Origin of the sequence: Azoarcus sp. DN11 (assembly GCF_003628555.1) — a bacterium.
In the GTDB taxonomy this organism is placed as follows: domain Bacteria; phylum Pseudomonadota; class Gammaproteobacteria; order Burkholderiales; family Rhodocyclaceae; genus Aromatoleum.
The window spans coordinates 4,830,497-4,852,203 of the sequence record NZ_CP021731.1; the positions used below are offsets into that span (position 1 = coordinate 4,830,497).

The 21,707-nt window shown below is 66.1% G+C and carries 19 protein-coding genes; 14 read left to right on the top strand and 5 right to left on the bottom strand.

The window, feature by feature from the left end; all coding sequences use genetic code 11:
- Window positions 1-17: 17 nt before the first annotated feature.
- From CDA09_RS22515 to CDA09_RS22550, 8 genes are all read left to right on the top strand, one after another.
- Window positions 18-617, top strand: a complete 600-nt coding sequence (locus tag CDA09_RS22515; RefSeq protein WP_121430978.1) for a lipocalin family protein — start codon at window positions 18-20, stop codon at window positions 615-617.
- A 70-nt stretch (window positions 618-687) separates the two neighbouring features.
- Entirely contained in the window at window positions 688-1,359 is a 672-nt protein-coding gene (locus CDA09_RS22520) for a transglutaminase-like domain-containing protein (RefSeq protein WP_121430562.1), read from the top strand.
- A 715-nt stretch (window positions 1,360-2,074) separates the two neighbouring features.
- The gene (locus CDA09_RS23435; RefSeq protein ID WP_164844461.1) at window positions 2,075-4,279 is read left to right on the top strand and encodes an Ig-like domain-containing protein; all 2,205 of its coding nucleotides are present in this window, start codon (window positions 2,075-2,077) and stop codon (window positions 4,277-4,279) included.
- Window positions 4,280-4,317: 38 nt separating this feature from the next.
- Window positions 4,318-6,606: an Ig-like domain-containing protein gene (locus CDA09_RS22530; RefSeq protein ID WP_121430563.1), complete on the top strand. Its 2,289-nt coding sequence runs from the start codon at window positions 4,318-4,320 to the stop codon at window positions 6,604-6,606.
- 226 nt (window positions 6,607-6,832) lie between these two features.
- The gene (locus CDA09_RS22535) at window positions 6,833-7,324 is read left to right on the top strand and encodes a MarR family winged helix-turn-helix transcriptional regulator (RefSeq protein ID WP_121430564.1); all 492 of its coding nucleotides are present in this window, start codon (window positions 6,833-6,835) and stop codon (window positions 7,322-7,324) included.
- Window positions 7,325-7,349: 25 nt separating this feature from the next.
- The gene (locus tag CDA09_RS22540; protein WP_121430565.1) at window positions 7,350-8,777 is read left to right on the top strand and encodes an efflux transporter outer membrane subunit; all 1,428 of its coding nucleotides are present in this window, start codon (window positions 7,350-7,352) and stop codon (window positions 8,775-8,777) included.
- Window positions 8,778-8,799: 22 nt separating this feature from the next.
- On the top strand, window positions 8,800-10,107 hold the full coding sequence (locus CDA09_RS22545) for an HlyD family secretion protein (protein WP_121430566.1): 1,308 nt from the start codon (window positions 8,800-8,802) through the stop codon (window positions 10,105-10,107).
- A 17-nt stretch (window positions 10,108-10,124) separates the two neighbouring features.
- The gene (locus tag CDA09_RS22550; RefSeq protein WP_121430567.1) at window positions 10,125-11,684 is read left to right on the top strand and encodes a DHA2 family efflux MFS transporter permease subunit; all 1,560 of its coding nucleotides are present in this window, start codon (window positions 10,125-10,127) and stop codon (window positions 11,682-11,684) included.
- 43 nt (window positions 11,685-11,727) lie between these two features.
- Here the strand turns inward: CDA09_RS22550 and CDA09_RS22555 are convergent, their stop codons facing one another.
- From CDA09_RS22555 to CDA09_RS22565, 3 genes are all read right to left on the bottom strand, one after another.
- Complete coding sequence (locus CDA09_RS22555) at window positions 11,728-12,165, bottom strand: hypothetical protein (protein WP_121430568.1); 438 nt, start codon at window positions 12,163-12,165, stop codon at window positions 11,728-11,730.
- 301 nt (window positions 12,166-12,466) lie between these two features.
- The gene (locus tag CDA09_RS23440; protein WP_164844462.1) at window positions 12,467-13,105 is read right to left on the bottom strand and encodes a response regulator; all 639 of its coding nucleotides are present in this window, start codon (window positions 13,103-13,105) and stop codon (window positions 12,467-12,469) included.
- Between the two features lie 109 nt (window positions 13,106-13,214).
- A complete protein-coding gene (locus CDA09_RS22565) occupies window positions 13,215-13,994 on the bottom strand; it encodes a sensor histidine kinase (protein WP_121430570.1) in 780 nt (259 codons plus the stop codon).
- A 417-nt stretch (window positions 13,995-14,411) separates the two neighbouring features.
- Here CDA09_RS22565 and CDA09_RS22570 point away from each other — a divergent pair, with 417 nt between their 5' ends.
- Window positions 14,412-14,663, top strand: a complete 252-nt coding sequence (locus tag CDA09_RS22570) for an AbrB/MazE/SpoVT family DNA-binding domain-containing protein (RefSeq protein WP_121430571.1) — start codon at window positions 14,412-14,414, stop codon at window positions 14,661-14,663.
- Window positions 14,660-15,040: a type II toxin-antitoxin system PemK/MazF family toxin gene (locus CDA09_RS22575; protein WP_121430980.1), complete on the top strand. Its 381-nt coding sequence runs from the start codon at window positions 14,660-14,662 to the stop codon at window positions 15,038-15,040. The genes CDA09_RS22570 and CDA09_RS22575 overlap by 4 nt, the downstream gene beginning before the upstream one ends.
- Before the next feature lie 161 nt (window positions 15,041-15,201).
- Here the strand turns inward: CDA09_RS22575 and CDA09_RS22580 are convergent, their stop codons facing one another.
- The gene (locus CDA09_RS22580; protein ID WP_121430572.1) at window positions 15,202-15,708 is read right to left on the bottom strand and encodes a GNAT family N-acetyltransferase; all 507 of its coding nucleotides are present in this window, start codon (window positions 15,706-15,708) and stop codon (window positions 15,202-15,204) included.
- The gene (locus tag CDA09_RS22585) at window positions 15,705-15,986 is read right to left on the bottom strand and encodes a type II toxin-antitoxin system TacA family antitoxin (RefSeq protein WP_121430573.1); all 282 of its coding nucleotides are present in this window, start codon (window positions 15,984-15,986) and stop codon (window positions 15,705-15,707) included. Before CDA09_RS22585 ends, CDA09_RS22580 begins: the two co-directional genes overlap by 4 nt.
- Window positions 15,987-17,031: 1,045 nt before the next feature.
- On the opposite strand from CDA09_RS22585, the gene CDA09_RS22590 reads away from it, so the two are divergent.
- The 4 genes from CDA09_RS22590 to CDA09_RS22605 all read left to right on the top strand — a co-directional run bounded on the left by CDA09_RS22590 (window position 17,032) and on the right by CDA09_RS22605 (window position 21,472).
- Window positions 17,032-18,204 carry a hypothetical protein gene (locus tag CDA09_RS22590; RefSeq protein WP_121430574.1) on the top strand — a complete coding sequence of 391 codons (1,173 nt, stop codon included), beginning with the start codon at window positions 17,032-17,034 and terminating at the stop codon, window positions 18,202-18,204.
- Complete coding sequence (locus CDA09_RS22595) at window positions 18,201-19,316, top strand: hypothetical protein (protein ID WP_121430575.1); 1,116 nt, start codon at window positions 18,201-18,203, stop codon at window positions 19,314-19,316. The genes CDA09_RS22590 and CDA09_RS22595 overlap by 4 nt, the downstream gene beginning before the upstream one ends.
- An 18-nt stretch (window positions 19,317-19,334) precedes the next feature.
- Window positions 19,335-19,952 (top strand): hypothetical protein, encoded by a 618-nt coding sequence (locus tag CDA09_RS22600; protein ID WP_121430576.1) that lies wholly within the window; start codon window positions 19,335-19,337, stop codon window positions 19,950-19,952.
- 71 nt (window positions 19,953-20,023) lie between these two features.
- The gene (locus CDA09_RS22605) at window positions 20,024-21,472 is read left to right on the top strand and encodes a CsgG/HfaB family protein (protein WP_121430577.1); all 1,449 of its coding nucleotides are present in this window, start codon (window positions 20,024-20,026) and stop codon (window positions 21,470-21,472) included.
- Window positions 21,473-21,707 lie beyond the last annotated feature (235 nt).

Genomic DNA, 21,707 nt, shown 5'->3' on the forward strand with positions numbered 1-21,707 from the left:
CCGCATCCGAAGCACGCATGCAGTCCCTCTTCCAACCCGCCCCGCGTCGAAGCGCGACGGCCCGTTTCCTTCGGAGCGGGTTTGTCGCGCTGGCCCTGCTCGGCACGCTGGCCGCGCCCGCCCGCGCGGAAGCGCCGCCGCCCCCGCTGGCGACCATCGCGGCGCTCGACGTGCCGCGCTACATGGGCACGTGGTACGAGATCGCCAAGTACCCGAACCGCTTCCAGCGCCACTGCGTCGGCTTCACCCACGCCGAGTACCGCCTGCAGGACGACGGGCGGGTGCGCGTGGCGAACCGCTGCCGCAACGCCGAAGGGCGCGTCGTCGAGGCGATCGGCGCCGCGCGCCAGCTCGGCGCAGCCGATTCGCCCCGCCTCGAAGTGCGCTTCGCGCCGGCCTGGCTGTCCTTCCTCCCGGCGGTGTGGGGCGACTACTGGGTGATCGACCTCGACGCGGGCTACCGCCTCGCCGCGGTGAGCGAGCCGCGGCGCGAGTACCTGTGGATCCTGTCGCGCACGCCCACCGTCGCCCCGCAGGCCCTGGAAGCGCTGCGCACGCGCCTCGCGGCGCAGGGTTTCGACCTGTCGCGGCTGGAGATGACGCGGCAGGAGGACTGAGTCCGCGCCGGGCTTCGACAAGCCCGGCGCACACGGTATATAGTTGTCCTGTCAATCATTGGACACCGCAATGACCCATACCTATCTTTCGCCCACCGTGCTGATCGACAGCGATCACCCCGAAGTCGTCGCTTTCGCGAAAACGCACTGCCGCGGCAGCAATGACCGCGAGCGCGCGGTGTCGCTGTATTACGCCGTGCGCGACGGCTTCCGCTACGACCCCTATCGCATCGACCTGTCGGAAACCGGGATGAAGGCGAGCAGCGTCCTCGCCTCCGGCGCCGGCTGGTGCGTGCCGAAAGCCACGCTGCTCGCCGCCGCGTGCCGCGCGGTGGGCATTCCCGCCCGCCTCGGTTACGCCGACGTGCGCAACCACCTCAGCACCGAACGCATGCGCCAGACGATCGGCTCGGATCTCTACCGCTGGCACGGCTACACCGAGATCCTCATCGACGGCGACTGGTACAAGGCCACGCCGGCCTTCAACCTCTCCCTGTGCGAACGCTTCGGCCTGCTGCCGCTGGAATTCGACGGCCGCAGCGACTCGATCTATCACGCCTTCGACCGCAGCGGCAATCAGCACATGGAGTACGTGCACCAGCGCGGGCACTACCCGGACGTGCCGCTGTCGCAGATGGCCGCGGATTTCCGCACGCATTATCCGCTGTGGCTGGAGCAGGCCGAACAGATGCGCGCGGCGGATTTCCTCGCCGACGTGGAAAGGGAAAACCGGCCCGCGTAACGCGCAATGACCCGGGGGCGTCGCCCCCGGTGCGGCCGGCCCGCTCCAGGGATCGACCGCTTCGACTCCGCACTCCACCAAATCCCTCGCGTTCCGCGTGACTCGCACCGCGGGTTCGCGCGACGGCTGCCGGGCGGAGCACGTCCGGCAGCCCGTCGGCATCGCGGGCAACCATGCGCTGTGGTCCCGCGGCTCGCGCATCGGATCACGTAGCGGCTGCTCCGGCACGACGCCGCCCCGCCTTCATATCGGGCAGACCGACAAGGGCGGGACCCGACCCTCGTCTCATACCCCTCGCCCCAGTCCCCCCAGTCACGGGGGGGACGTGGGTCAAGCCCCCATCCGCGGGCCACGCGCGGGGTCCGCAAATTATCCCCATGCCATTGAGCGGCGACTCAGGCCCCATATCCGGTGCGGTTTTTTGGTTTTGCGTCGCCATTGGCATAGGCGGTGGCACAGCGGTTGCTCGAGGGGGGACGAACCTTGGGGCTAGAAGATTTCCAGAACTGGCTGTTGGTTCGACACAAGAAACCCCCCGTGCCCGGAAACAGGAGAGCCAACAATGAAAGCGCAAAAACTGAAGCTGATCGCCGCCCTGGTGGCCATCACCTGCAGCGTCCCGGCCCAGGCCGTCCTCGAACGTGTCGGCCCGGTCAACAACGCCCCCGCCGTCGGCGGCTATCCCGCCTGGTACGAAGACACCACCGGGCTGGCGATGGAGTTTTGCAGCCCCAGGAACCAGGCGGAAGTGGACGGCGGCTGGTGCCTCCTCCTCGCCCCCGACGTGCCGGTGGTGCCGGAGGTCTTCCCGACCTCGTTCTTCGGGGAGCACTTCTACTGGGCCGCCGGCGCCACCCTGGCCCACGGCACCCAGACCCGGGGCGTGTTCACCACGTCCATGGAGGGGGCCTTTGCCAACGGCCCGGCGATTCCCGGCGACCAGATCACCTTCGCCCGCATCCGCATGGTGCTCACACCGATCCCGGCCACCGGGACCTACCGGATCATCCACCCCTTCGGCGAGGACTCCGTCTTCGCCGAAGCGGGCGGGAAGATCTTCTACACCCAAGACGTGGCGGTGCCCTGCGCGACGGGCTTCGACTGCCCGCTCAACGGCCGGGTGGGCCCCTTCCTGCTGCCCTCCGACGTTCCCGGCGGTGCCGAGATGCCGGCCCTGACGGCGGCCAACCCGGCTCCCGACAAGAACCCGGCGCACTTCGGCGGCACTTTCGTGGCGACCCCCTACCCAGGCACCGGCAGTGCCTACATCGCCGACCCCGCCCGCCTGGGTCCGGTGACCGGCAGCCCGCTGCCCAACTTCATCGACTCCAGCGGCGCCTCCCGCAATCACAACATCATCCGCATCGAAGGGCCGGCAGGCTCCGGCCTGGGCGGCCCCGGGATCGACTACCTGGAATCGACCGACTTCTCCCTGACGGGCCGCGTCTATACCGGCGCCATGCCGGGCCAGGTGGACGTCAAGCGGGCGAGCTACCTGCGCAGCGCCGCCGGCAACCAGCTCGACGTCATCGCCACCGCCGTCGAGGCGAGCCAGGGACGCATGCCCGCCGGCCCCCGCCCGATCCAGGCGCCGCCCCAGCTCTCGTTCTTCGACGCCCCCTGCGCGGGCGCCGTGGACCCGGTGACGGGGGCCATCATCCCGCCCTTCAGCGCCCCGGCGGCCGCCACCGAGACCCAGATGTTCGCCGCCAGCGGCGGCCACTGGGGACAGGCCAGGCCCACTCTCATTCCCGCCGCGGTGTGCGTCAAGGACGCCAGCGCGCGGGACGTCATCGGCAACCTGGTCCCCACCTACACGCCCCACGCGGTGTCGGATGAGGTGGCCATCACCCAGGCGATCTTCGACCCCGCCGCCGGCGCCCTCACGGTGGCCGCCGCCTCCAGCGACACCGTCCTGCCCCCCGCCCTGACCGTCGGCTTCGGCACCTTCCGCGGCAGCCTGGTGAACGGCAGCCTGGTGGTGCCCACCGTGGCTCCCCCGGCCAACCTGCGGGTCTTCTCCAGCGCAGGCGGCAGCAACAAGGCCCAGGTGATGACCGGCGCCGCCGCCGGCATCCCCGCCCCCACCGGCGCCCCGGTGGCGGTGCCCGACAGCTACACCTTCCTCGAGGACGCGGGGCCCCAGCTCCTTGTCCCGCTGGCGAACGACCTCAACGCCGCGGGCGGCACCGTGACCCTCACCACGGCTCCCCGTCTGGGCACTGCCGTGCTCAACCCGAACGGCACCGTGACCTACACCTCCAACCTCAACGCCAACGGCACCGACGGCTTCACCTACACCGTGACCGCCGGCACCAAGGTCTCCAATACCGGCACCGTGACCCTCAACATCACGCCGGTGAACGATCCCCCGGTGGCGGTGAATGACACGGCGTCGGCGCTGGTGAACGTGCCCGTCACCATCGACGTGCTCGCCAACGACACCGATCCCGACGGCTTCACCGACATCGTCGCGGTCGCGGGCCTCACGCCGCCCACCCCGGCAGGCGCCACGGTGAGCCTGGTGGGCCGGCTGGTGACCTTCAACGCCACCGTGGGTGGCACCTACAGCTTCACCTACAAGCCGCAGGATGCGGCGGGCGCGGTATCCGCCAACACGGGCGTCGTGACCGTGAAGGTGGCCGCCGCCGAGACCTTCACCTTCACCAAGTCGGAATACGTGGTCAGCAAGGGCCAACTCATCGCCTCGGGCAGCGTCCTGCCCGCCGCCGGCCAGACCGTGACGGTGCAGTTCGTCGATGCCGCCGGCACCGTGCTGGGCCTCGCCGGCACCGTGGCAGTGGACGGCGCGGGCAACTGGTCGATCAACACCCTGATCGCCAAGCCCGCCGGCACCACCGCCCTCAAGGCCACCACCAACAACGGCACGGTGAAGACTGCACCGCTCGCCCTCAAGTAACGGGACCCACGGATCGATCCGCCTCAGGAGCCACAATTATGAAAACGCAAAAACTCAAGCTGATTGCCGCGATGGTGTCCCTGGCCTGCAGCTTATCCGCCCACGCTGTCCTCGAGCGCGTCGGGCCCACCAGCATCGCCCCCGCCATCGGCGGCTTTCCCGCCTGGTACCAGGACACCACCGGACTCACGCTGGAATTCTGTGACCCGCAGAACGCCACGGAGCTTTCGGGCGGCTGGTGCCGGCTGTTGGCGGCCGACGTGCCGACCCTGCCGGAAGCCTTCCCCAACGCCTTCGCCCCGGAGCATTTCTACTTCTCCGGCGACGCGGGCGTGAAGCTCGCCAACGGCGGCGCCGGGAGCCTGATCCTCGGGCTTGAAGCCGGCTTCGCCGGCGGCGCCCCGGCGCCCGGCGAGCACATCGCCTTCGCCCGCATCCGGGTCAAGATCACCTCCTTGCCGATGACCGGCAAGTACCGGATCATCCATCCCTACGGGGAGGAGCTCCTGGACGGCGTCGCGGGCGATCGGATCTTCTTCTCCGACGACGTGGGCTTCATCTGCGTGGAGGATTTCACCTGCGCGCTCAGCTCCCGCATGGGCCCCTTCCTGCTGCCGGCGGCGACTCCCGGGGGCGCGGAACTGCCGGCGGTGACCGGACCGGTGCCGGGCAAGCAGTACCTTGCCGATCCCTTGCGCCGTGGGCCGGTCACGGGCAGCGTCCTGCCGGACTTCGTGGATTCCGCCGGGACGCTGCGCAACCACAACATCTTCCGCATCGAGGGGCCGGCGGGCTCCGGCATCGGCGGGCCGGGGATCGACTACCTCGAGACCACCGACTTCACCCTCCAGGGCCGCATCCATACCGGCGGCATCCCCGGCCAGGTGCGGGTCGACCGGGCGAGCTACGCCCGCAGCGCCGCGGGCAACAAGCTGGATGTCTTCGCGCAGGCCCAGCCGACCACCCAGTCGCGCCTGCCGACCCAGCCCATGCCCGCGGCAGTGCAGCCGCAACTCAGCTTCTTCGACGCCCCCTGCGGCGGCGTGGTCAATGCCCTGGGGATCGTCCTGCCGCCCTATACGGCGCCCGTGGGGGCCACCGAGAGCATCATGTTCGCCGACGGCACCCACCAGTGGGGCCAGGGCAAGCCGGCGGCCATTCCCGCCGCGGTGTGCGTCAAGGACGCGGCGGCGCGCGACCCGCTCGGCAACATCGTTCCGGCCTATTACGCCCATCAGGTGAGCGATGACGTGACCATCAGCCAGGCGCACTATGACCCGGCGGCCGGTTCCCTCACCGTGGCTGCGGCGTCCTCCGACACGCTGGTGCCGCCCACCCTGAGCCTCGCCTTCGGCACTTTCCGCGGCGACCTGGTGAACGGCAGCCTGGTGGTGCCGGTGGGGATCGCCCCGCCGGACGTCGGGCGGGTGCTCTCCAGCGCCTTCGGGGTGAATGACGCGCGGGTGACCATCGGCGCGGCCACCGGCGCCGCGCCGGCGGGCGTCCCGGTGGCGGTGAACGACAGCTACACCTTCCTCGAGGATGCCCCGCCGCAGACGCTCGCCGTGCTCGCCAACGACACCAACGCCGTGGGCGGCAAGGTAACCATCACCTCGCCTCCCCACTTCGGGACCGCGGCGGCGAACGTGAACGGGACGGTCACCTACACCCCCAACCTCAACGCCAACGGCACCGACGCCTTCACCTACACGGTGACCGTCGGCACGGCGGTCTCCAACACCGCCAACGTGGTCCTCAACATCACCCCGGTGAACGATCCCCCGGTGGCGGTGGCCGACACGGCCAACGCCCTGGTGAACGTGCTCCAGACGATCAACGTCCTGGCCAACGACACCGATCCCGACGGGTTCGCGGACATCGTCGCCGCGGTGAATGTGACCCCGCCCGTCCCGGCCGGGGCCACCGCCACCGCGGCGGGCAGGGTGGTGACCTTCACCGCCCCGGCGGTGGGCACCTACACCTTCACCTACCAGGCCCAGGACGCCGCCGGCGCCCTGTCCAACCCGGCGACGGTGACGGTGCAGGTGGCGGCGGCGGAAACCCTGGTGGTCCAGTCGGCCCGCTTCGTGCCCCGCCTGAGCCGGCTGCGGGTGGTGGGCACCCTCACCCCGGTGGCGGGCCAGACGATCACCTCCGAGTATGCCAATGCAGCGGGCGCCACCTTCGGCGTGGTGGGCAGCACCACCCCCCTGCCGGACGGCACCTGGACGGTCGAGAAGCTCGGCCTGACCGCCCTGCCTGCCGGCACGACCTGGATCAAGACCACCACCTCCAACGGTAGCGTCAACCTGACGCCGCTCAAGTAACGCGAGGCGCGACACCACCCGCCGACGGTCTTCGGGCCGCCGGCGACGAACGCCCGGACCGCATGGTCCGGGCTTTTTGTTTCCGAAGATTCCCCCGGCGGGAGGCCCCCGCGTCGCAGCAAGGCCGCAGCGCGTTTCCGCGAAGCCCGAAAAATATTTGCCTTGACAACCATTGCCTGCGCATCCATATTCATGTCCAGGCAATTACTGTTCAGGCAATCTCTTCATGAACGACGGCGCAAATTCCCGTTTCTATGATGGCGACAATTACCAGATCAACGACAGCATCGGCTTCCTGATGCGCCAGATCGTGGGCATTTTTTCGGCGGCGATCGACGACCGCATGGCCGCCCACGACCTCACCGACGCCCAGTGGAAGCCGCTCATCATGATCCAGCTGGGGCAGTGCAGGACGGCGGCCGAACTGGCACGCCTGACCTGTTCCGACGCGGGCGCCGTGACCCGGCTCCTCGACCGGGTCGAGGCCAAGGGCCTGGTGCGACGCAGCCGCTCCCAGCAGGACAGGCGGGTGGTCAATCTGGAGCTGACGGAGGAAGGCGACCGTGCCGCCCAGGTGGTGCCCCACGTCCTCGCCGACGTCCTCAACGCCCTGCTCGCCGGCTTCAGCGAAGCCGAGGCACGGCAGCTCAAGGCCCTGCTCCGGCGCATGCTCGACAACGCCCGCGATTTGCGCAAAAGCAGCGCAGTGCAGGCCTGACGTGCCCACCGCCAGGGAGCCATCGATGAAAATTCGCACGCCCTTGCGTACCCGACTCGTTGCCACCGCGGCCGCCGTGGCGCTCACCGGCTGCGCCAGCTTCGCCGGCATCGAACCCGCCTCCCGGCCGCTGGCGCCCGCTGCACTGGGGGCGGAACCCGAACCCATCGACTGGCCCGCCAGCGCATGGTGGCGAGACTTCAACGATCCGGTATTCGACCGCCTGATCGAGCAGGCCCTGGCCGGCAATCCCAGCCTCAGGCTCGCCGAAGCCCGGCTGGCCAAGGCCCGGGCAGTCGCCGGGGTGGCCGAAAGCGCCCTGGGTCCGCAGGTGAACGCGGATGTCGACAGCACCCGCCGGCGCTTCAGCGAACACGCGGACGTTCCACCGCCGCTCGCCGGCAGCATGCAGACCATCAGCCATGCCCGCCTGAACGGCAGCCTGGAGCTGGATTTCTTCGGCCGCAACCGGGCTGCCCTCGACGCCGCCGTGGGCAGCGCCCGGGCCGCCGAAGCGGACGCCCAGGCGGCGCGGGTGCTGCTGGCGAGCGACGTGGCCCGGGCCTACTTCCGCCTTGCCGCGCTGCTCGAACAGCGCGAGGTCGCCCGGGCTACCCTGACCCAGCGCGGCACGATCCTGCAATTGGTGGAGAGCCGCGTGGGCGCCGGGCTCGATTCCAAGGTCGAGCTGCGCCAGGCGGAAGGCGCGCTGCCCGAGATCCGCCGCGACCTCGAGGCCCTCGACGAGCAGATCAGTCTCGCCCGCCACGCCCTGGCGGCGCTCACCGGCCAGGGACCGGGGGCAGCGGCCGACGTTGCCCCGAGCCTCGCGGTGGTGCGCCCGCTGGCGCTGCCCGCGACCTTGCCGGCCGACCTGGTCGGCCGCCGCGCCGATCTCGCCGCGGCCCGCTGGCGGGTGGAGGCGACGGCGCGCGACGTCGACGCCGCCCGGGCCGCCTTCTACCCGAACATCAACCTGGTCGCCCTCGCCGGCTTTTCCAGCATCGGCCTCACGAACTGGTTCAAGGGCGGCAGCCGCGAACTCGGGCTAGGCGCCGCCGTTCATCTGCCGATCTTCGACGCCGGCCGCCTGCGCGCCAGCCTGCGCGGCACCACGGCGGACGCGGACGCGGCGGTGGAAAGCTACAACCTCACCCTGATCCAGGCGGTGCGGGAAGTCGCCGACCAGATCACCTCGCAGCAAGCCGTCGAACGCCAGGCCAGGGAGCAGCAGGCGGCCTTGGCGGCGGCCGAGAGCGCCCTCGACCTCGCCCTGCAGCGATACCGCGCCGGCATCGGCAGCTACCTCACCGTGCTCGGCGCCGAAACGAATGTCCTGACCCAGCGGCGAACCGGCATCGAGCTCAAGGCCCGCGGCATCGACACACACCTGCAACTGATCCGCGCCCTCGGCGGCGGCTACGCGACCGCTCCGAAGCCGGCTGCCGCGTGATTTCCCCAAGAGAGGAAACTCCATGGACAAACCAGACCGCACCCCGACGCCAGCACCCGCGCAAACCTCGAAGCCTGCCCGCAAGCGGGCGCTTCTCGGCCTCACCGCCCTGTTCACCGCCATCGGCCTCGCCTATGGCGGCTACTGGTACGCGGAAAAGCGCTTCAGCATCGAAACCGACAACGCCTATGTCCAGGGCAATGTCGTCCAGCTCACGCCGCAGATCGCCGGCACGGTGCTCGCCATCAACGCCGACGACACCGACTATGTCGAAGCCGGCCAGACGCTGGTCCGCCTTGACCCCGCCGATGCCCGGGTCGCACTGGATCAGGCCGAGGCGCAGCTCGCCCAGACCGTGCGCGAGGTGCGCACGCTCTACGCCAACAACAGCACGCTGAGCGCGAATATCGCCATGCGCCAGGCCGAGCTCGCGCGTGTGCGCGCCGACGTGGCCCGCGCCGAGGACGATGTCGCCCGCCGCCGGCCGCTGGTGGCCACCGGCGCCGTCGGCAAGGAGGAACTGCAGCACGCCGTCACCGCGCTGGCCGACGCCAAGGCGGCCGACGCCGCCGCGGCCGCCGCGCTGGCCGCGGCCCGCGAGCAGCTCGCCAGCAACCTGTCGCTGACCGAAGGCACCACCGTCGAAAACCACCCCAACGTCCAGAAAGCGGCCGCCCGCGTGCGCGAAGCCTACCTCGCGCTCAAGCGCAGCGACGTCCCGGCGCCGGTGACCGGATACGTCGCCAAGCGCAGCGCCCAGGTCGGCCAACGGGTCCAGGCCGGAGTGCCCCTGATGGCCATCATTCCGCTCGAGCAGGTGTGGGTCGATGCCAATTTCAAGGAGTCCCAGTTGCAGGACATGCGCATCGGCCAGCCGGTGCATCTCGTCGCCGACATGTACGGCAAAAAGGTCGAATACCAGGGCACCGTCGCCGGGCTGGGGGCCGGCACCGGCGCCGCTTTCTCCCTGCTGCCCGCGCAGAACGCCACCGGCAACTGGATCAAGGTGGTGCAGCGGGTGCCGGTGCGGATCGCCCTCGACTCCAAGGAACTGACGGATCATCCGCTGCGGGTGGGTCTGTCCATGACGGTCGCGGTCGATGTCCACGACCGGAGCGGCAAGGCGCTCGCCGATGCGCCGCGTCGCGCCCCGCTGGCCCAGACCCCGCGGTACGCGGGCCCGGAAGCGGATGCCGACGCGGCCGTAAACGGTATTGTCGCCACCAACCTCGGCCGCAAGACGCCCCCGGTCGCACTGCCCGCCGGGCGGGCGCCGGCCGCAGGCGCCGCCGCGGCGAAAAAGCCCGTGCACCTGGTGGCCGTCCGCTAGGCGGGGAAGGCAAGGCCATGGCATCCGCGCCCCTTTCACCTGCAGCCTTGCCGCCCCTCGCCGGGCGACCCCTCGTCCTCGGCACGGTGGCCCTGTCGCTGGCCACTTTCATGAACGTCCTCGACTCGTCCATCGCCAACGTTTCGATTCCCGCGATCGCCGGCGATTTCGGAGTCAGCCCCAACCAGGGGACGTGGGTCATCACCAGCTTCACCGTCGCCAACGCCATTGCCGTGCCGCTGACCGGCTGGCTCACGCAGCGCTTCGGCACGGTGACGCTGTTCGTCGCCAGCGTGCTGCTCTTCGTCCTCACCTCGTGGCTGTGCGGTGCCGCACCCAATCTCGAAACCCTGATCGCCCTGCGGGTACTGCAGGGCCTCGTCGCGGGGCCGCTGATCCCGCTGTCGCAGACCCTGCTGCTGCAGAGCTACCCGAAGGCCAGGGCCGGCATGGCGCTGGCGATGTGGTCAATGACCACGCTGGTGGCGCCGGTGATGGGGCCGCTGCTGGGCGGCTGGATCACCGACAACATGAGCTGGCCCTGGATCTTCTACATCAACGTGCCGATCGGCCTGGCCGCCGCCGCGGTGACCTGGAGCATCTACCACAAGCGCAACTCGCCGACCCGCAAGCTGCCCATCGACCGCATCGGCCTCGCCCTGCTGGTGCTGTGGGTCGGCGCCCTGCAGGTCATGCTTGACAAGGGCAAGGAGCTCGACTGGTTCGCCTCCGGGCAGATCGTCGCGCTCGCGGTGACGGCGGTGATGGGTTTCGCCTTCTTTCTCGTCTGGGAATTGACCGAGGACCACCCCATCGTTGACCTCTCCCTGTTCCGTCGCCGCAATTTCTGGACCGGCACCCTGTCGATGTCGCTGGGCTACGGCGCCTTCTTCGGCAACGTCGTGCTGCTGCCGCTGTGGCTGCAGCAATACCTCGGCTACACGGCCACCCTCGCGGGCTTCGTCCTGGCACCGGTGGGCCTGCTCGCGATCGTGCTTTCGCCGGTCGTCGGCAAACAGGTGGGACACCGGGACCCGCGCGTGCTTGCCACCATCTCCTACCTGGTCTTCGCGCTGGTGCTGTGGATGCGCTCCGAATTCAACACCCAGGCCGACCTCGCGACCCTCATCGTGCCCACCGTCATCCAGGGCGCGGCCATGGCCTTCTTCTTCATCCCCCTGGTGACGCTGACCCTCTCCGATCTCTCGCCGGACCGGGTCCCGGCCGCCTCGGGCCTGTCGAATTTCGCCCGCATCACCGCCGGCGCCTTCGGAACCTCGATCGCCACCACGCTGTGGGAGGACCGTGCCGCGCTCCATCACGCCCAGCTCGCCGAAGCGATCACCGCCGGCAGCAGCGCTACTACCCGGGCCCTGGACGGCCTCGCGGCGGCCGGCTTGAACGCGGATCAGGGGCTGGCGCAGTTGAACCGCCTGGTGGACCAGCAAGCCTTCATGCTCGGCGCCGACGACGTTTTTCGCGCCTCGGCCATACTCTTCCTGCTGCTCATCGGGGTGGTCTGGCTGGCGCGGCCGGCCAGGGGTGGGGCGGCCGCCGATGCCGGAGGCGCCCACTGAGAAACCGGCCCGCCAGCAGGGCGGCAGACGCTTCGGGATCATTTCACAGCTTGTTGCAGCGCACCGGCCCCATTATCAGGTTTCCATTCACGTAAACGCTGATCTGGGGGTTGCCCGTCACGCCGTTGGGGGCTGCGCCCTGCTTCGGCAGCACGATCGGCCCGTCGGCAAGCGTCAGGTGCAGATCGACCTGGTTGTGCACCGTTGCATCGTGGGCGCCGCCGCCGTCGAAAAGCACCGTGACCGGGACGTCGTGCAGCGTGATCGTCGGCCCCAGGGTAATCACCGGCCCTGTGTTGCTGCAGTCGCCCGTGACGGAAAGCTGCAAGGTGCCGGGCACGCTGATGTTGGACGTGACGTCCATCGCGACCACCGGTGCGATCGCGGCGCCGGCGAGCGCAAGTCCTGCCAGGCTCGTGCGTGCAAGCCGTGCGACGGCCAGGGCGGAACGCTGCTGTGTGGATACCTGTGCAATCATCATGACCTCCGATCCTTTTCTGGTTGGTCGCGAACGGACACGCCCCCTCCCGGCGCGGGCCGCCGATGCGCTGTTCCGCCGTCGGCCGGGACCTTCCGTCCATCATGGCGCCCTCGCGGGCCCTCCGCGCGAGCGTCCTCTGCGTCGAGGACTGCCGGCACAATGCCGCGGGCCTCACCCGCAATATATGCATTGGTCCTGACAGGGGAACTCTGCGGATCGATGGATTCGCCGCCCGCCGACGGCTAGCTTTTCCACTCCATCGGACGACGGACGGGCGTCATCGCCCGATGCACGTCCGCGCTCAGCCGAGACCGTGGGTGCGGGCGTAGGTGACGAGCTCGAGGCGGCTGCGGACCTCGAGCTTCTCGTAGATCCGGTGGAGATGCGTCTTGACCGTGCCTTCGCTGATGAAGAGCCGCTCGGCGATCTCCTGGTTGCGCAGCCCGCTCATGAGCAGGCGCACGACCGCCTCCTCGCGGCTGGAGAGGAGCTCGTTGATCGGCCTCGCGCGTGCATCGCCGTCGAGCAGGTGGCCGAGCGCAGTGCCGATCGAGCGGGTCTCGATCCATCGCCCGCCGGCGTGCACCTTGCGGATCGCCCGCACGATGAACTCGGAGCCCATCTCCTTGAGCACGATTCCCTCCACGGCCAGGCGCATGACCTGCAGCAGCAGTTCCTCGCTGATCGCCGCGGTGAAGATCACGACGCGGCTGCGCAGCGCCTCCGAGCGCACCTGCCGCAGGACCTCGAGCCCGTCCGTCCCGCCCATCTTGAGATCGAGGACGATCACGTCCGGGTGCCTGTTGCGGGCGAGGCGCAGCGCCTCGCCGCCGTCGGTGCAGCGCGCGACCACCTCGATGTCGGGCTCGGCGCGCAGCAGGCACGAGAGCCCATCGAGCACGATGGGGTGATCATCCACCAGCATGACTTCGATACTCATGATGGGAGTTCTCAGCAAATCGGCGAAAGCCGGGCGGGCCGGAGTACCGGTGCAGACTAAGCGTATGCCTTGGCACCGAATCCCGAAGCGATCGGACGATGGATCCGCGCTATATCCTTGGATGATCCTCCGCGTCCGCAACGGGTCGCCGGGGGGCGAGGGGAATCCGGATTTCGACACGCGCGCCCTCGCCCGTCGAGTGGATGCCGAGACGCCCCCCCAGGGCGCCCACGCGCGCGCTGAGCGAGCGCGGGCCGAGCGCTTCCCGGCACAGGTCGCAGCCGTCGTAGTAGCCACGGAACGGGAAGCCCGTGCCGTCGTCCGCGATGATGATGCGCAGGACTCCGTCATCGGCGCGCACGTCGACCCGCAGGTGGGACGCCCCGCCGTGCCGCGCGGCGTTGGCGACGCCTTCGCTGACGATGTGGAGCAGGTCCGGTTCGAGCTTCTCCGGCAGGGCGCGGGCCAGCATCGATCGGACCGACACCTCGATCATCCATTCGCGCGCGAGCCGGCCCGCCAGCGACGCGAGGCGCGCGTCCAGATCGCCCCCCTCGCAGGAGCCCGGTGCCGCCGGCCGCTCGAGGGACTCCACGAGGCGGCGCAGCCGGTGCTGTTCGTTGACGATCAACGCGTGGAGCGCCTCCAGCCGCTCGCCCGCCCGCCCTTCCCTCTGCTCCTCACCGCGCAGCGCCTTGAGCTGCATCGCCACTCCGGCAAGGAGCTGCAGCACGTCGTCGTGCAGCTCGCGGGCGATGCGCGCGCGCTCTTCACGCACCGCGCCCGCCCGCACCTGCGCGATCGCGCGCAGCACCGTCGTTTGCGCCTCGTCGCCGCGCGACGCATGTGCTGTTTCCCGGGCGTCATGCCCCGACGACATTGCGTTCATGGAGTGAGGGATCCGCAAGAAGCGTTATGCAATATAGTCGAGGAATGCCTGCGCGACAGCGCATGCCCCGCTCCGTCGCGATGCGGAATGAGAAATCCCTCACAGTCGCGCCGACATGCGAGGAGGACTTCGCAGCCAACCGCCGCAAAGGCCGGTGACGGTGTCATGCGGGCGAACCCGCTCGGCGGGGGTGACAGCAGCGCTGTTCGGCCTCGTTGTCTCGCCCGCCTTACGCCGCAAAGGGGGCGCGGTCGAGGCGGGCCAGCGCACCGGGCTGGTCGCTGAGGTGCTGGGCGGGTTGAAGGTGAGCGGACGGTGAGGGGTCAAGACGCAGTCGATCGGCTGCTGGCGCGCCTTTGTTGCCGACCCCTTGCGCGATGTTTATACTGCGTTTAAACATTCGAGGGGGTGCCCGCCATGACCGAAGCGATTCTTGCCATCAAGCACTGGGGCAACAGCCTCGGCGTGCGCCTGCCCGCCGCCGTCGCGCGCGAGGCCCGTCTGGATGCCGATCAGCAGGTGCGGATCACGGTCGAGGAAGGCCGCGTCGTGATCACGCCCCTTGCACCGGAGAAACTCAGCCTCGAACAAAGGCTTGCCCGCTTCGATCCCGAGCGGCACGGCGGCGAGGCGATGGCGAGCCCGAACGTCGGGGCCGAACGGTGGTGAGCGCACGCGGCAAGGCGCCGTGGGCGCCCGACCGCCAGGACATCATCTGGATCGACTGCAATCCGCAGGCCGGCCGCGAAATGCGCGACCGCCACCCCTTCCTGGTGCTCTCGCCGCGCGCCTTCAACGAACGCACTTCGCTGGTCATCGGTCTGCCGATGACCACGGCCGAGTACAACGCCGACAATCCGTTCGCGATCGCCGCGGGAACGGCCGGCGGGCGCCGCCCCGGCAAGACCAGCTATGTCCTGTGCCACCAGCCGAAATCCTTCGACTGGCGGGTGCGCGAGGCTGCGCCACATCCGATGAAACGTCTGCCCGACGAATTGTTCGCCGAAGCATGCGCGGTGCTGAACCAGATCGTGCGCCTCACGTAAGGTGGCGCCCGGCAGCAGCGGTGGAGCCACGCATCGAGCCTTCGCGCTTGCGAACGCTTCTCCGACCCGGACTCGGGCTTTGCTCGTTGCCGGCGCTCCGTCGGCTAATCACGAAACCGTATCAAGGCAAGAGGCAAGACTTGCCCCTGAGCAGCTTGCCTTTACCGCTTTCGCGAGGCCAACGCCGTTGCCAGCGGAAGGAATAGCGTCGATGGAGAGTCAGGCAGTGCGATGAAACCGTGATGAGCATAGAAGCCCACGGCCCGGTCATCTTTGGCATCGACCATCAACGCATACGCTGCAATCTCGGAACCGGTGGCGCGCACGAGCGCATCGGCCAGCAGCGCGCCCCCGAGGCCCTGCCCGCTGAACGCCTCGTCGACGGCCAAACGGCCCATGCGAACGGCCGGCACAGCCGGATAGCGCGGAAGCTTCTTGCCGATGTCGGCCGGAAGATCCGCCAGCATCAGGCTCGCGGAGGCGAGCGTGTAGTACCCGGCGATGCGCTTTCGATCGGCCAGCGCCACAAAGCAGGCCGCCACGCGACGCCGAATGTCCTGGGTGACTTGCTCTCGGAAGTACCGATCAAGCGCGGCAGAACCGCAACGGAAGCCGGTACGGTCATGCGTGGCATCGAGCGGCGCGACGAAGAACGGTGCGGCGCTCATTCAGCGCGCAAGAGCTTGCGCCTGCGAGCAAAGGCACGTTCCAAAGCCGGGGCGGGTTGCGGGGGCGATAGCAGCGCCTGTGCGAAGCACTCCTGATCGGCCAGCGAAAGACGGACGACGCCCGCTTGTTCGACGGCGCGCTGGGCGGCGTCCTGGACGGCTGCAATGACGAAGTCGGTCATTGTGCGCCCCTGGAGCTCAGCGGCTCGCTTGAGCAGCGCATGCAGATCGGCGCTGATCCGGGCTTCGAGCCGGGCGGTATTGGTGGCTGTGGCCATGGGACGTCCCTCCTGACCGGGAATATACGGCAAATTGCCGTATATAGACAGGACGCCGATCGCCGAGTTGCGTTCGGCAGCGTTTCGACCGGTTTCCCGCAAGGCAGCCGATCGAACGACAACGGTGCCGAATCGACCGCGGCCCTTCCTGGCCGGAGCTTCTCGGTCGGCGCGGGCCGAGATCTGCCGCATGGTCCCCACTTGGATTAACGGCAGCTCTGCTTATCTCCCACTGGCTGGTCCCGACCCAATTCAGTCAGTAGCAATACGCGAGGCTCAACGACTGGTTACAGATGCGAGCGGTCACTCGGCGCAGATCTCCACGGACGGTTGCTCGGCCTCAACTGGCCTCAACCCGCGCCATCACTCAGCGGCAGTGATCTCTGCAGGCGCCGTCTGGCCCTGATACCAGCTCGACCGCGCGTCACATTCCGCTTGAACTCGGAGCTTTTAGCGATCGGCCTCCAGCTTGAGAACAACGCCGGACATACAGGTCTCCCTCACGGATCCCGACGCCCGCTCGATGAAGACGCGGGCCACAGGCATCACGGGCTATGACGGGCAGACGGCGGTCGAGACCAAGAACAGTTAAGTGATATGCAGCCATCGCGTCGAAGCGGACCTTAATCCACCCATTCAGCATCGTAAGCTTGTCCTGCGGGCGCTCCCTCTTCGCGCGAGCGCCCGCAGGCTCTTGCCAGTCGGCGCTGTCCATCTCGACCAGGTAGCGTTCGATGCTCGTTTCAATCTCCTGCATCCGGCGCTGGAAATGAGTCGGTCAGCGGTCGAAGCTCAGAATTCTCTACGTCCGCTTCGAAGGCCACCCCACAGTCTGACCCGACAGGTCTACACGGACCCGCGTCAGTAAAGCGAATCATTTGAGTATCCATCTCCATATGCCCATGTGATTGTAACGGTTTTCACTACATGCCATTGGCGAACGTCAAAGGGATAACAACTTGCCACCTACATGTAACTCGATGTAAATTCTTCCAATGCGGCACCTGGATCAAGGCCGGCAGATTTGGAAATGATGGAGAGGTGATTGCTCAAGAAGCTTCTTGTCGCAGCTTGCTCGCTGCTCGCGTTGATAAGTTCCGTCGCCGCCGAGGAGGTTACCGTAGGCGGGTTCGCATTCGCGGGCGACTTCAAGAGTGCAGCCGGACGCTTCCCTCTCACCTATGCAGTGTTTGAAAAGCTCAATCGTGACAAGGGGCAAAGCCATAACCTGTCGCGCGAAGTTATTGAGCGGATGCGCCAGACGACTAACGCGAGTATCCAATTTAATCTGGGTGATAAAGGGGTCAACCTGAAAGACAGCGATCGCGCCCTCATGTCAGTGCTGCTGCTGACCGGCGAGACCGTGGCAACGGAGAACTTCGGCAGTTACTACAAGACGTTCGTCAATTTGCGCGGCGATGCGTTGATTTTCGACTACAAGAATCAGATAGTCGTTCGTAGCTATCCGCTGAGCGTGGTGCTCTTCGACGCCACCCCGGCAATGCCTACCAAGGAATACCTTTCCGCATTCGTCGAGAATTTGCTCAAAAGAACTGATGGTCGGGGTCTGATCAGTCAGTACGAGCGACGCATGCAGGCTGCCAATATCGATCAGAAAGCGGCCAAGACAGTCCAGGTGCGAAACATTCGGATCGACGCCCCTGCGCTCGACGCAATGCCCGCCCCACTGAAAGCGGATATCACGAGTGCCGAGTCGATCGTCGCCGATGGGTTCGCCTCGATCATCTCAGCCAAGCTCGGAATTTCGTTGTTGCCGCGCACCGTCGGACACGCCGTGGGTAACGTAATGACCATGCGACTGGAAAACGGGGACGACTACAAGTTGAAGGTCGGCGAAGGCGACTACGTTTTTGATATCGCCTTGAAGAAGTTCGCGAAAATCAAGACAGCTGAGAATAATGTGGCGACCTCTTTTGTCTACGGGGCCTACGTCGATCTGGCCTTCCTGGAGCCTTCGCTCGGAACGAGCTTTCTGTCGACGTCGATCAAGAATGGCGAAACGGCCCTGGTGCCCACCGGCCAAATTTCCAATGATGACTTCCCGGGATACCAGGATGCCTATCGCGGTTTGTTCCTGAAACTGACTGAAGTTCTCGCCGGCGGTGGCGATGGCAAATGGATAAAGACGGCCTCCTCGTCTAGTAACATCGAAGATCAAATTAGTGCGGCACGCAAAATACTTGAGGAATGTAAATGAAGATACGGTTGCTGATGGGGTTGCTGGCTCTAGTGCCTACGCTGGCGATGGGACAGGTGGTGCAGGTAAAAGGGGTTGGCACTTCCAGTTACAGCGGGGAGCTAAGCCCGACCGTCAAGGAAGCGTCATATCAGAAGGCTCAGGTATCTGCGGTCGAGCGCTATTTCGCTGAAAACGGGGAAGCTGAATCGAAAAACTTCGAGGCCATTGCAGATCAGATTGCGGCCAATCTCGACAACTTCATTCTCAGCACGACTATCCTGAATGAGCAGGATCAGCCGAGCCTCAAGAAGTACTCTGTTGCGGTCAAGGTCGAGCTGAATGTCGCCAAGCTGCGTAACACGCTGCGCAAATCCAGTGTTGTCGGCACCGCCGGTGCCTATGACAAGTCTCCGATGGTCTATGTGTTCGTTGGCCGTGAAGCTGCGAGCGTCCGTGCCTTCGACACCAGGGTCGTGAAGCGGGAAGAAATTACCGCGAAAGGCGGTTCCCGTAGTACGAGCGCGACGCGGGGCAATGAAGGTGAAGACATCGGCGGCACGTCGATTTCTACGAGCGCCACCAAGGAGACGTCAAACAGCCGTTCCGCATCATCCTCCGTGCGCGTCGAAACCGGAGGCAGCGCAACCCGCAAGGCGGACGATGTCACGTACCGCCTGCTGCCGATGGCCAATGCCAAGACATCCATCACCAGCGTTTTCTCGCAAGCGGGCTTCCGCGTCGAGGAACCCGAATTCGTCATCGGCGACCGTGAGTTCAATGCCATGACGAAGGAGTTTTCGGCGGGCAACGACATCGCCCCGGCCACGATGCGCTCGATCGTCGGATCGCTAACGAAGGCGCAGGTTCCACTGCTCGTGTTGGCAACGTTGGATGTGGGAGCGGCCGATCAGGATCCGGCGACGGGGATGCAACGGGTGGCCGTCACGACAGTGGGGCGGGTGCTCGATGTATCGAGTGGCCGTCCGCGCGAAGTGGCGTCGGTTCCGGCCGTCCAGTACTTCGGGGTGGGCTCTGATAACCAGGCTGCCATCAACAAAGGACTTAAGGAAGCGTCACTGGCCGCTGCGCGAGAAGTAGTCAGTCGTTTGAATGCAGTTGGAACTCATTAATCACTTGGAGAACGCCTCATGAATAACTGGATCAAGAAGGGAATCGTTAGCGTCGCAGCGGTGTGTTTTGCCGGGGTCGCGGCGGCGCAGTTCGGTGGTCTGGCAAACGCTCTTCCGGGGGGCTCCAAGAGTGCCGGCGGGGTGACCGCAGAGTCCCTCGTCAAGAGCTATGTTTCCGGCACCAAGTATGTTCTTGCCTCCGATGCCAAGCTGCTTTCGGCACTCGGCCTCAAGGACCAAGCTGCCAAATCGGAACTTCAGGCGAATAACCTGACCGAGGGCGCTACCGTCGGCAGTCTCGAGGACGCGGTCAAGGTACAAACGGAAAGCAGCAAACAGCTCGCCGAGGGCTTCGACAACAGTAAAGTGGCTCTTGACGCCGAAGGGAAAAAAGCCTTTACGCTCGGGCTGGTTGATCTGGCAAAAGGCATTACCAGCTACTCCAACATGAGTTCCGACGTTTCGAAGTTCACGCCTAGCGCTACCTCCATTGGCGGTGCGGCCGGCGCTGCGATGTTCGTCGTCAAGACCCTGCCCGACACCAGCACCAATCTGATGAACACCTTGAAGAAGGCAGTGGCGTTCGCGAAGGAAAACAAGATTGAAGTGCCGAAGGAAGCAACCAGCCTCCTCTAATTTCAAGTAATGGGCGACCCGATTTTTGGGTCGCCTAAATTTTCACGAGGTTGGCCATTTTGAAGAAACTAATGCTTTCGTCCCTGATCGCCGTGGCGCTGGTCGGTTGTGGCGAACAAAAGGTCGAGAAACCGCAAGAAGAGGCCCCCAAGGCGGTCGGACCCAGCTTGACACAGACACCGGACGTCGGCAAGGTCGAGCAAATTCAGGTAACGGCCAAGGGAATGGGCGTGACGCCCGGCGCCGCCGTAAACGATGCCCTGAAGACAGCGATCATGCAGGTCAATGGCACCCGAGTCGAAGCGGTATCAGCGACCTTGAATACCTTCTCCAATGCGACTGCCAATCTCGACGTCCAGACCGCCAGTGGATATCGGGACAGCGCTGAAGCCACGGCCACTTTGCAGAGTCAAAATTTCGCCGACCAGATCGTCTCCGAGTCCAAGGGCATGGTGACGTCCTTCCGAGTAGTCAAGATGCTCGCGCCCAAGTCCAAAGGGGATATCTATACCGTAGATATCGAAGCCAAGATCGCAAAATTTGCGGCACCGGCGGATGCGGGCAAGATCAAAATCGTCGTGGCGCCCTTGAAGTCGAATGTTGCGGCCTATGACATCGGCGGCACCGTCGTGCCTGCGTCCGAAGTCCTCAATCCGATTCGCCAACAGATTATCGATGCGCTTTCGCAAACCGGGCGCTTCACCATCCTCGATCGCCAATTCGAAGCCGATATCGAGGGAGAGCTCGATATGATCGGTTCGGGCAAGAGCGCCAACACGGACTTTGCGAAGCTCGGCCAGGCATTGGCCGCCGACTTGGTATGGATCGGGGTCGTGAACGACTTGGCGTACAAGAAGCACGCGCGCAAATTGCAGACCTCCGACCGCGAACTAGTCAGCTACTCCGGCGCCTGGTCCGTTTCGCAGCGATTGATCAACCTGACGACCCGTCAGATTCTACAATCGAACACGCTGCAGGGTACGCCACCATCCGTTAAACCTACCACGCTGGGGGCAGGTGTCGATTCCAACGCAATGCTCGCGTCCATTCGTAATGAGATCGTGAAAAACGCGACGGAAGCGATCATCCTTCGCACTTTCCCGATCTCCATCGTCGAACGAGATGGGAATATGGTGGTATTGAGCCAAGGCGGCCAAGCAGTCCGCGAAAACAGACGCTATCAGATTTACCTGCAAGGCAAGGAAATCAAGGATCCGCAGACTGGTCAGTCACTGGGCAACATGGAAAGCCTTTGTTGCGAAGTCGTCATCAACAGGGTGACTCCGAACTTGTCGTATGGGACGCTCGAGAACATCAAAATTGAGTTGTCGTCAGTTCAGCCAGGGGCTCTACAGATCCGTGAAGCCTTAGCCGACCGACCGGAGGCTGCCGCTGCTGCGCCAGAAGCGGTCCATCAGCCCGTCCCTGCGGCTGAGCACAAGCCTGTTGCGCAGCCGGCAGTAGCCCGTAGCGCACCCACTGCGCAGGCGCCGCGGGTCAAACAATCCGAAGACTGGTAAGCGCCTCGTTGTTATCGTGATGAGGGATGCCGCGCTTTAATGCGGCATCCCATTTTCGTAAGTAGATGCGCGCATTTTTTCGGACTGCTAGCTTGCGTTATCGCGGTCGCTTGCCAATTTGACCTGCTCTCAATCGAGAGTTCGCGTTTGCCACGGACGGAGGCCGCCGTTCAAATCAATTGACACAGAACGGCAGGTAACCGAAGCATTGCCGACTGACCGAGTGATCAACTGT

Excerpts from the sequence above, each read along its gene's own strand:
- CDA09_RS22600 (WP_121430576.1), top strand. The coding sequence starts at position 19,335 with ATGAATAACTGGATCAAGAAGGGAATCGTTAGCGTCGCAGCGGTGTGT.
- CDA09_RS22565 (WP_121430570.1), bottom strand. The coding sequence starts at position 13,994 with ATGAACGCAATGTCGTCGGGGCATGACGCCCGGGAAACAGCACATGCG.
- CDA09_RS22530 (WP_121430563.1), top strand. The coding sequence starts at position 4,318 with ATGAAAACGCAAAAACTCAAGCTGATTGCCGCGATGGTGTCCCTGGCC.
- CDA09_RS22580 (WP_121430572.1), bottom strand. The coding sequence starts at position 15,708 with ATGAGCGCCGCACCGTTCTTCGTCGCGCCGCTCGATGCCACGCATGAC.
- CDA09_RS22570 (WP_121430571.1), top strand. The coding sequence starts at position 14,412 with ATGACCGAAGCGATTCTTGCCATCAAGCACTGGGGCAACAGCCTCGGC.
- CDA09_RS22545 (WP_121430566.1), top strand. The coding sequence starts at position 8,800 with ATGGACAAACCAGACCGCACCCCGACGCCAGCACCCGCGCAAACCTCG.
- CDA09_RS22520 (WP_121430562.1), top strand. The coding sequence starts at position 688 with ATGACCCATACCTATCTTTCGCCCACCGTGCTGATCGACAGCGATCAC.
- CDA09_RS22550 (WP_121430567.1), top strand. The coding sequence starts at position 10,125 with ATGGCATCCGCGCCCCTTTCACCTGCAGCCTTGCCGCCCCTCGCCGGG.
- CDA09_RS22605 (WP_121430577.1), top strand. The coding sequence starts at position 20,024 with ATGCTTTCGTCCCTGATCGCCGTGGCGCTGGTCGGTTGTGGCGAACAA.
- CDA09_RS22595 (WP_121430575.1), top strand. The coding sequence starts at position 18,201 with ATGAAGATACGGTTGCTGATGGGGTTGCTGGCTCTAGTGCCTACGCTG.
- CDA09_RS22515 (WP_121430978.1), top strand. The coding sequence starts at position 18 with ATGCAGTCCCTCTTCCAACCCGCCCCGCGTCGAAGCGCGACGGCCCGT.
- CDA09_RS23435 (WP_164844461.1), top strand. The coding sequence starts at position 2,075 with ATGGAGTTTTGCAGCCCCAGGAACCAGGCGGAAGTGGACGGCGGCTGG.
- CDA09_RS22540 (WP_121430565.1), top strand. The coding sequence starts at position 7,350 with ATGAAAATTCGCACGCCCTTGCGTACCCGACTCGTTGCCACCGCGGCC.
- CDA09_RS22585 (WP_121430573.1), bottom strand. The coding sequence starts at position 15,986 with ATGGCCACAGCCACCAATACCGCCCGGCTCGAAGCCCGGATCAGCGCC.
- CDA09_RS23440 (WP_164844462.1), bottom strand. The coding sequence starts at position 13,105 with ATGAGTATCGAAGTCATGCTGGTGGATGATCACCCCATCGTGCTCGAT.
- CDA09_RS22535 (WP_121430564.1), top strand. The coding sequence starts at position 6,833 with ATGAACGACGGCGCAAATTCCCGTTTCTATGATGGCGACAATTACCAG.
- CDA09_RS22555 (WP_121430568.1), bottom strand. The coding sequence starts at position 12,165 with ATGATGATTGCACAGGTATCCACACAGCAGCGTTCCGCCCTGGCCGTC.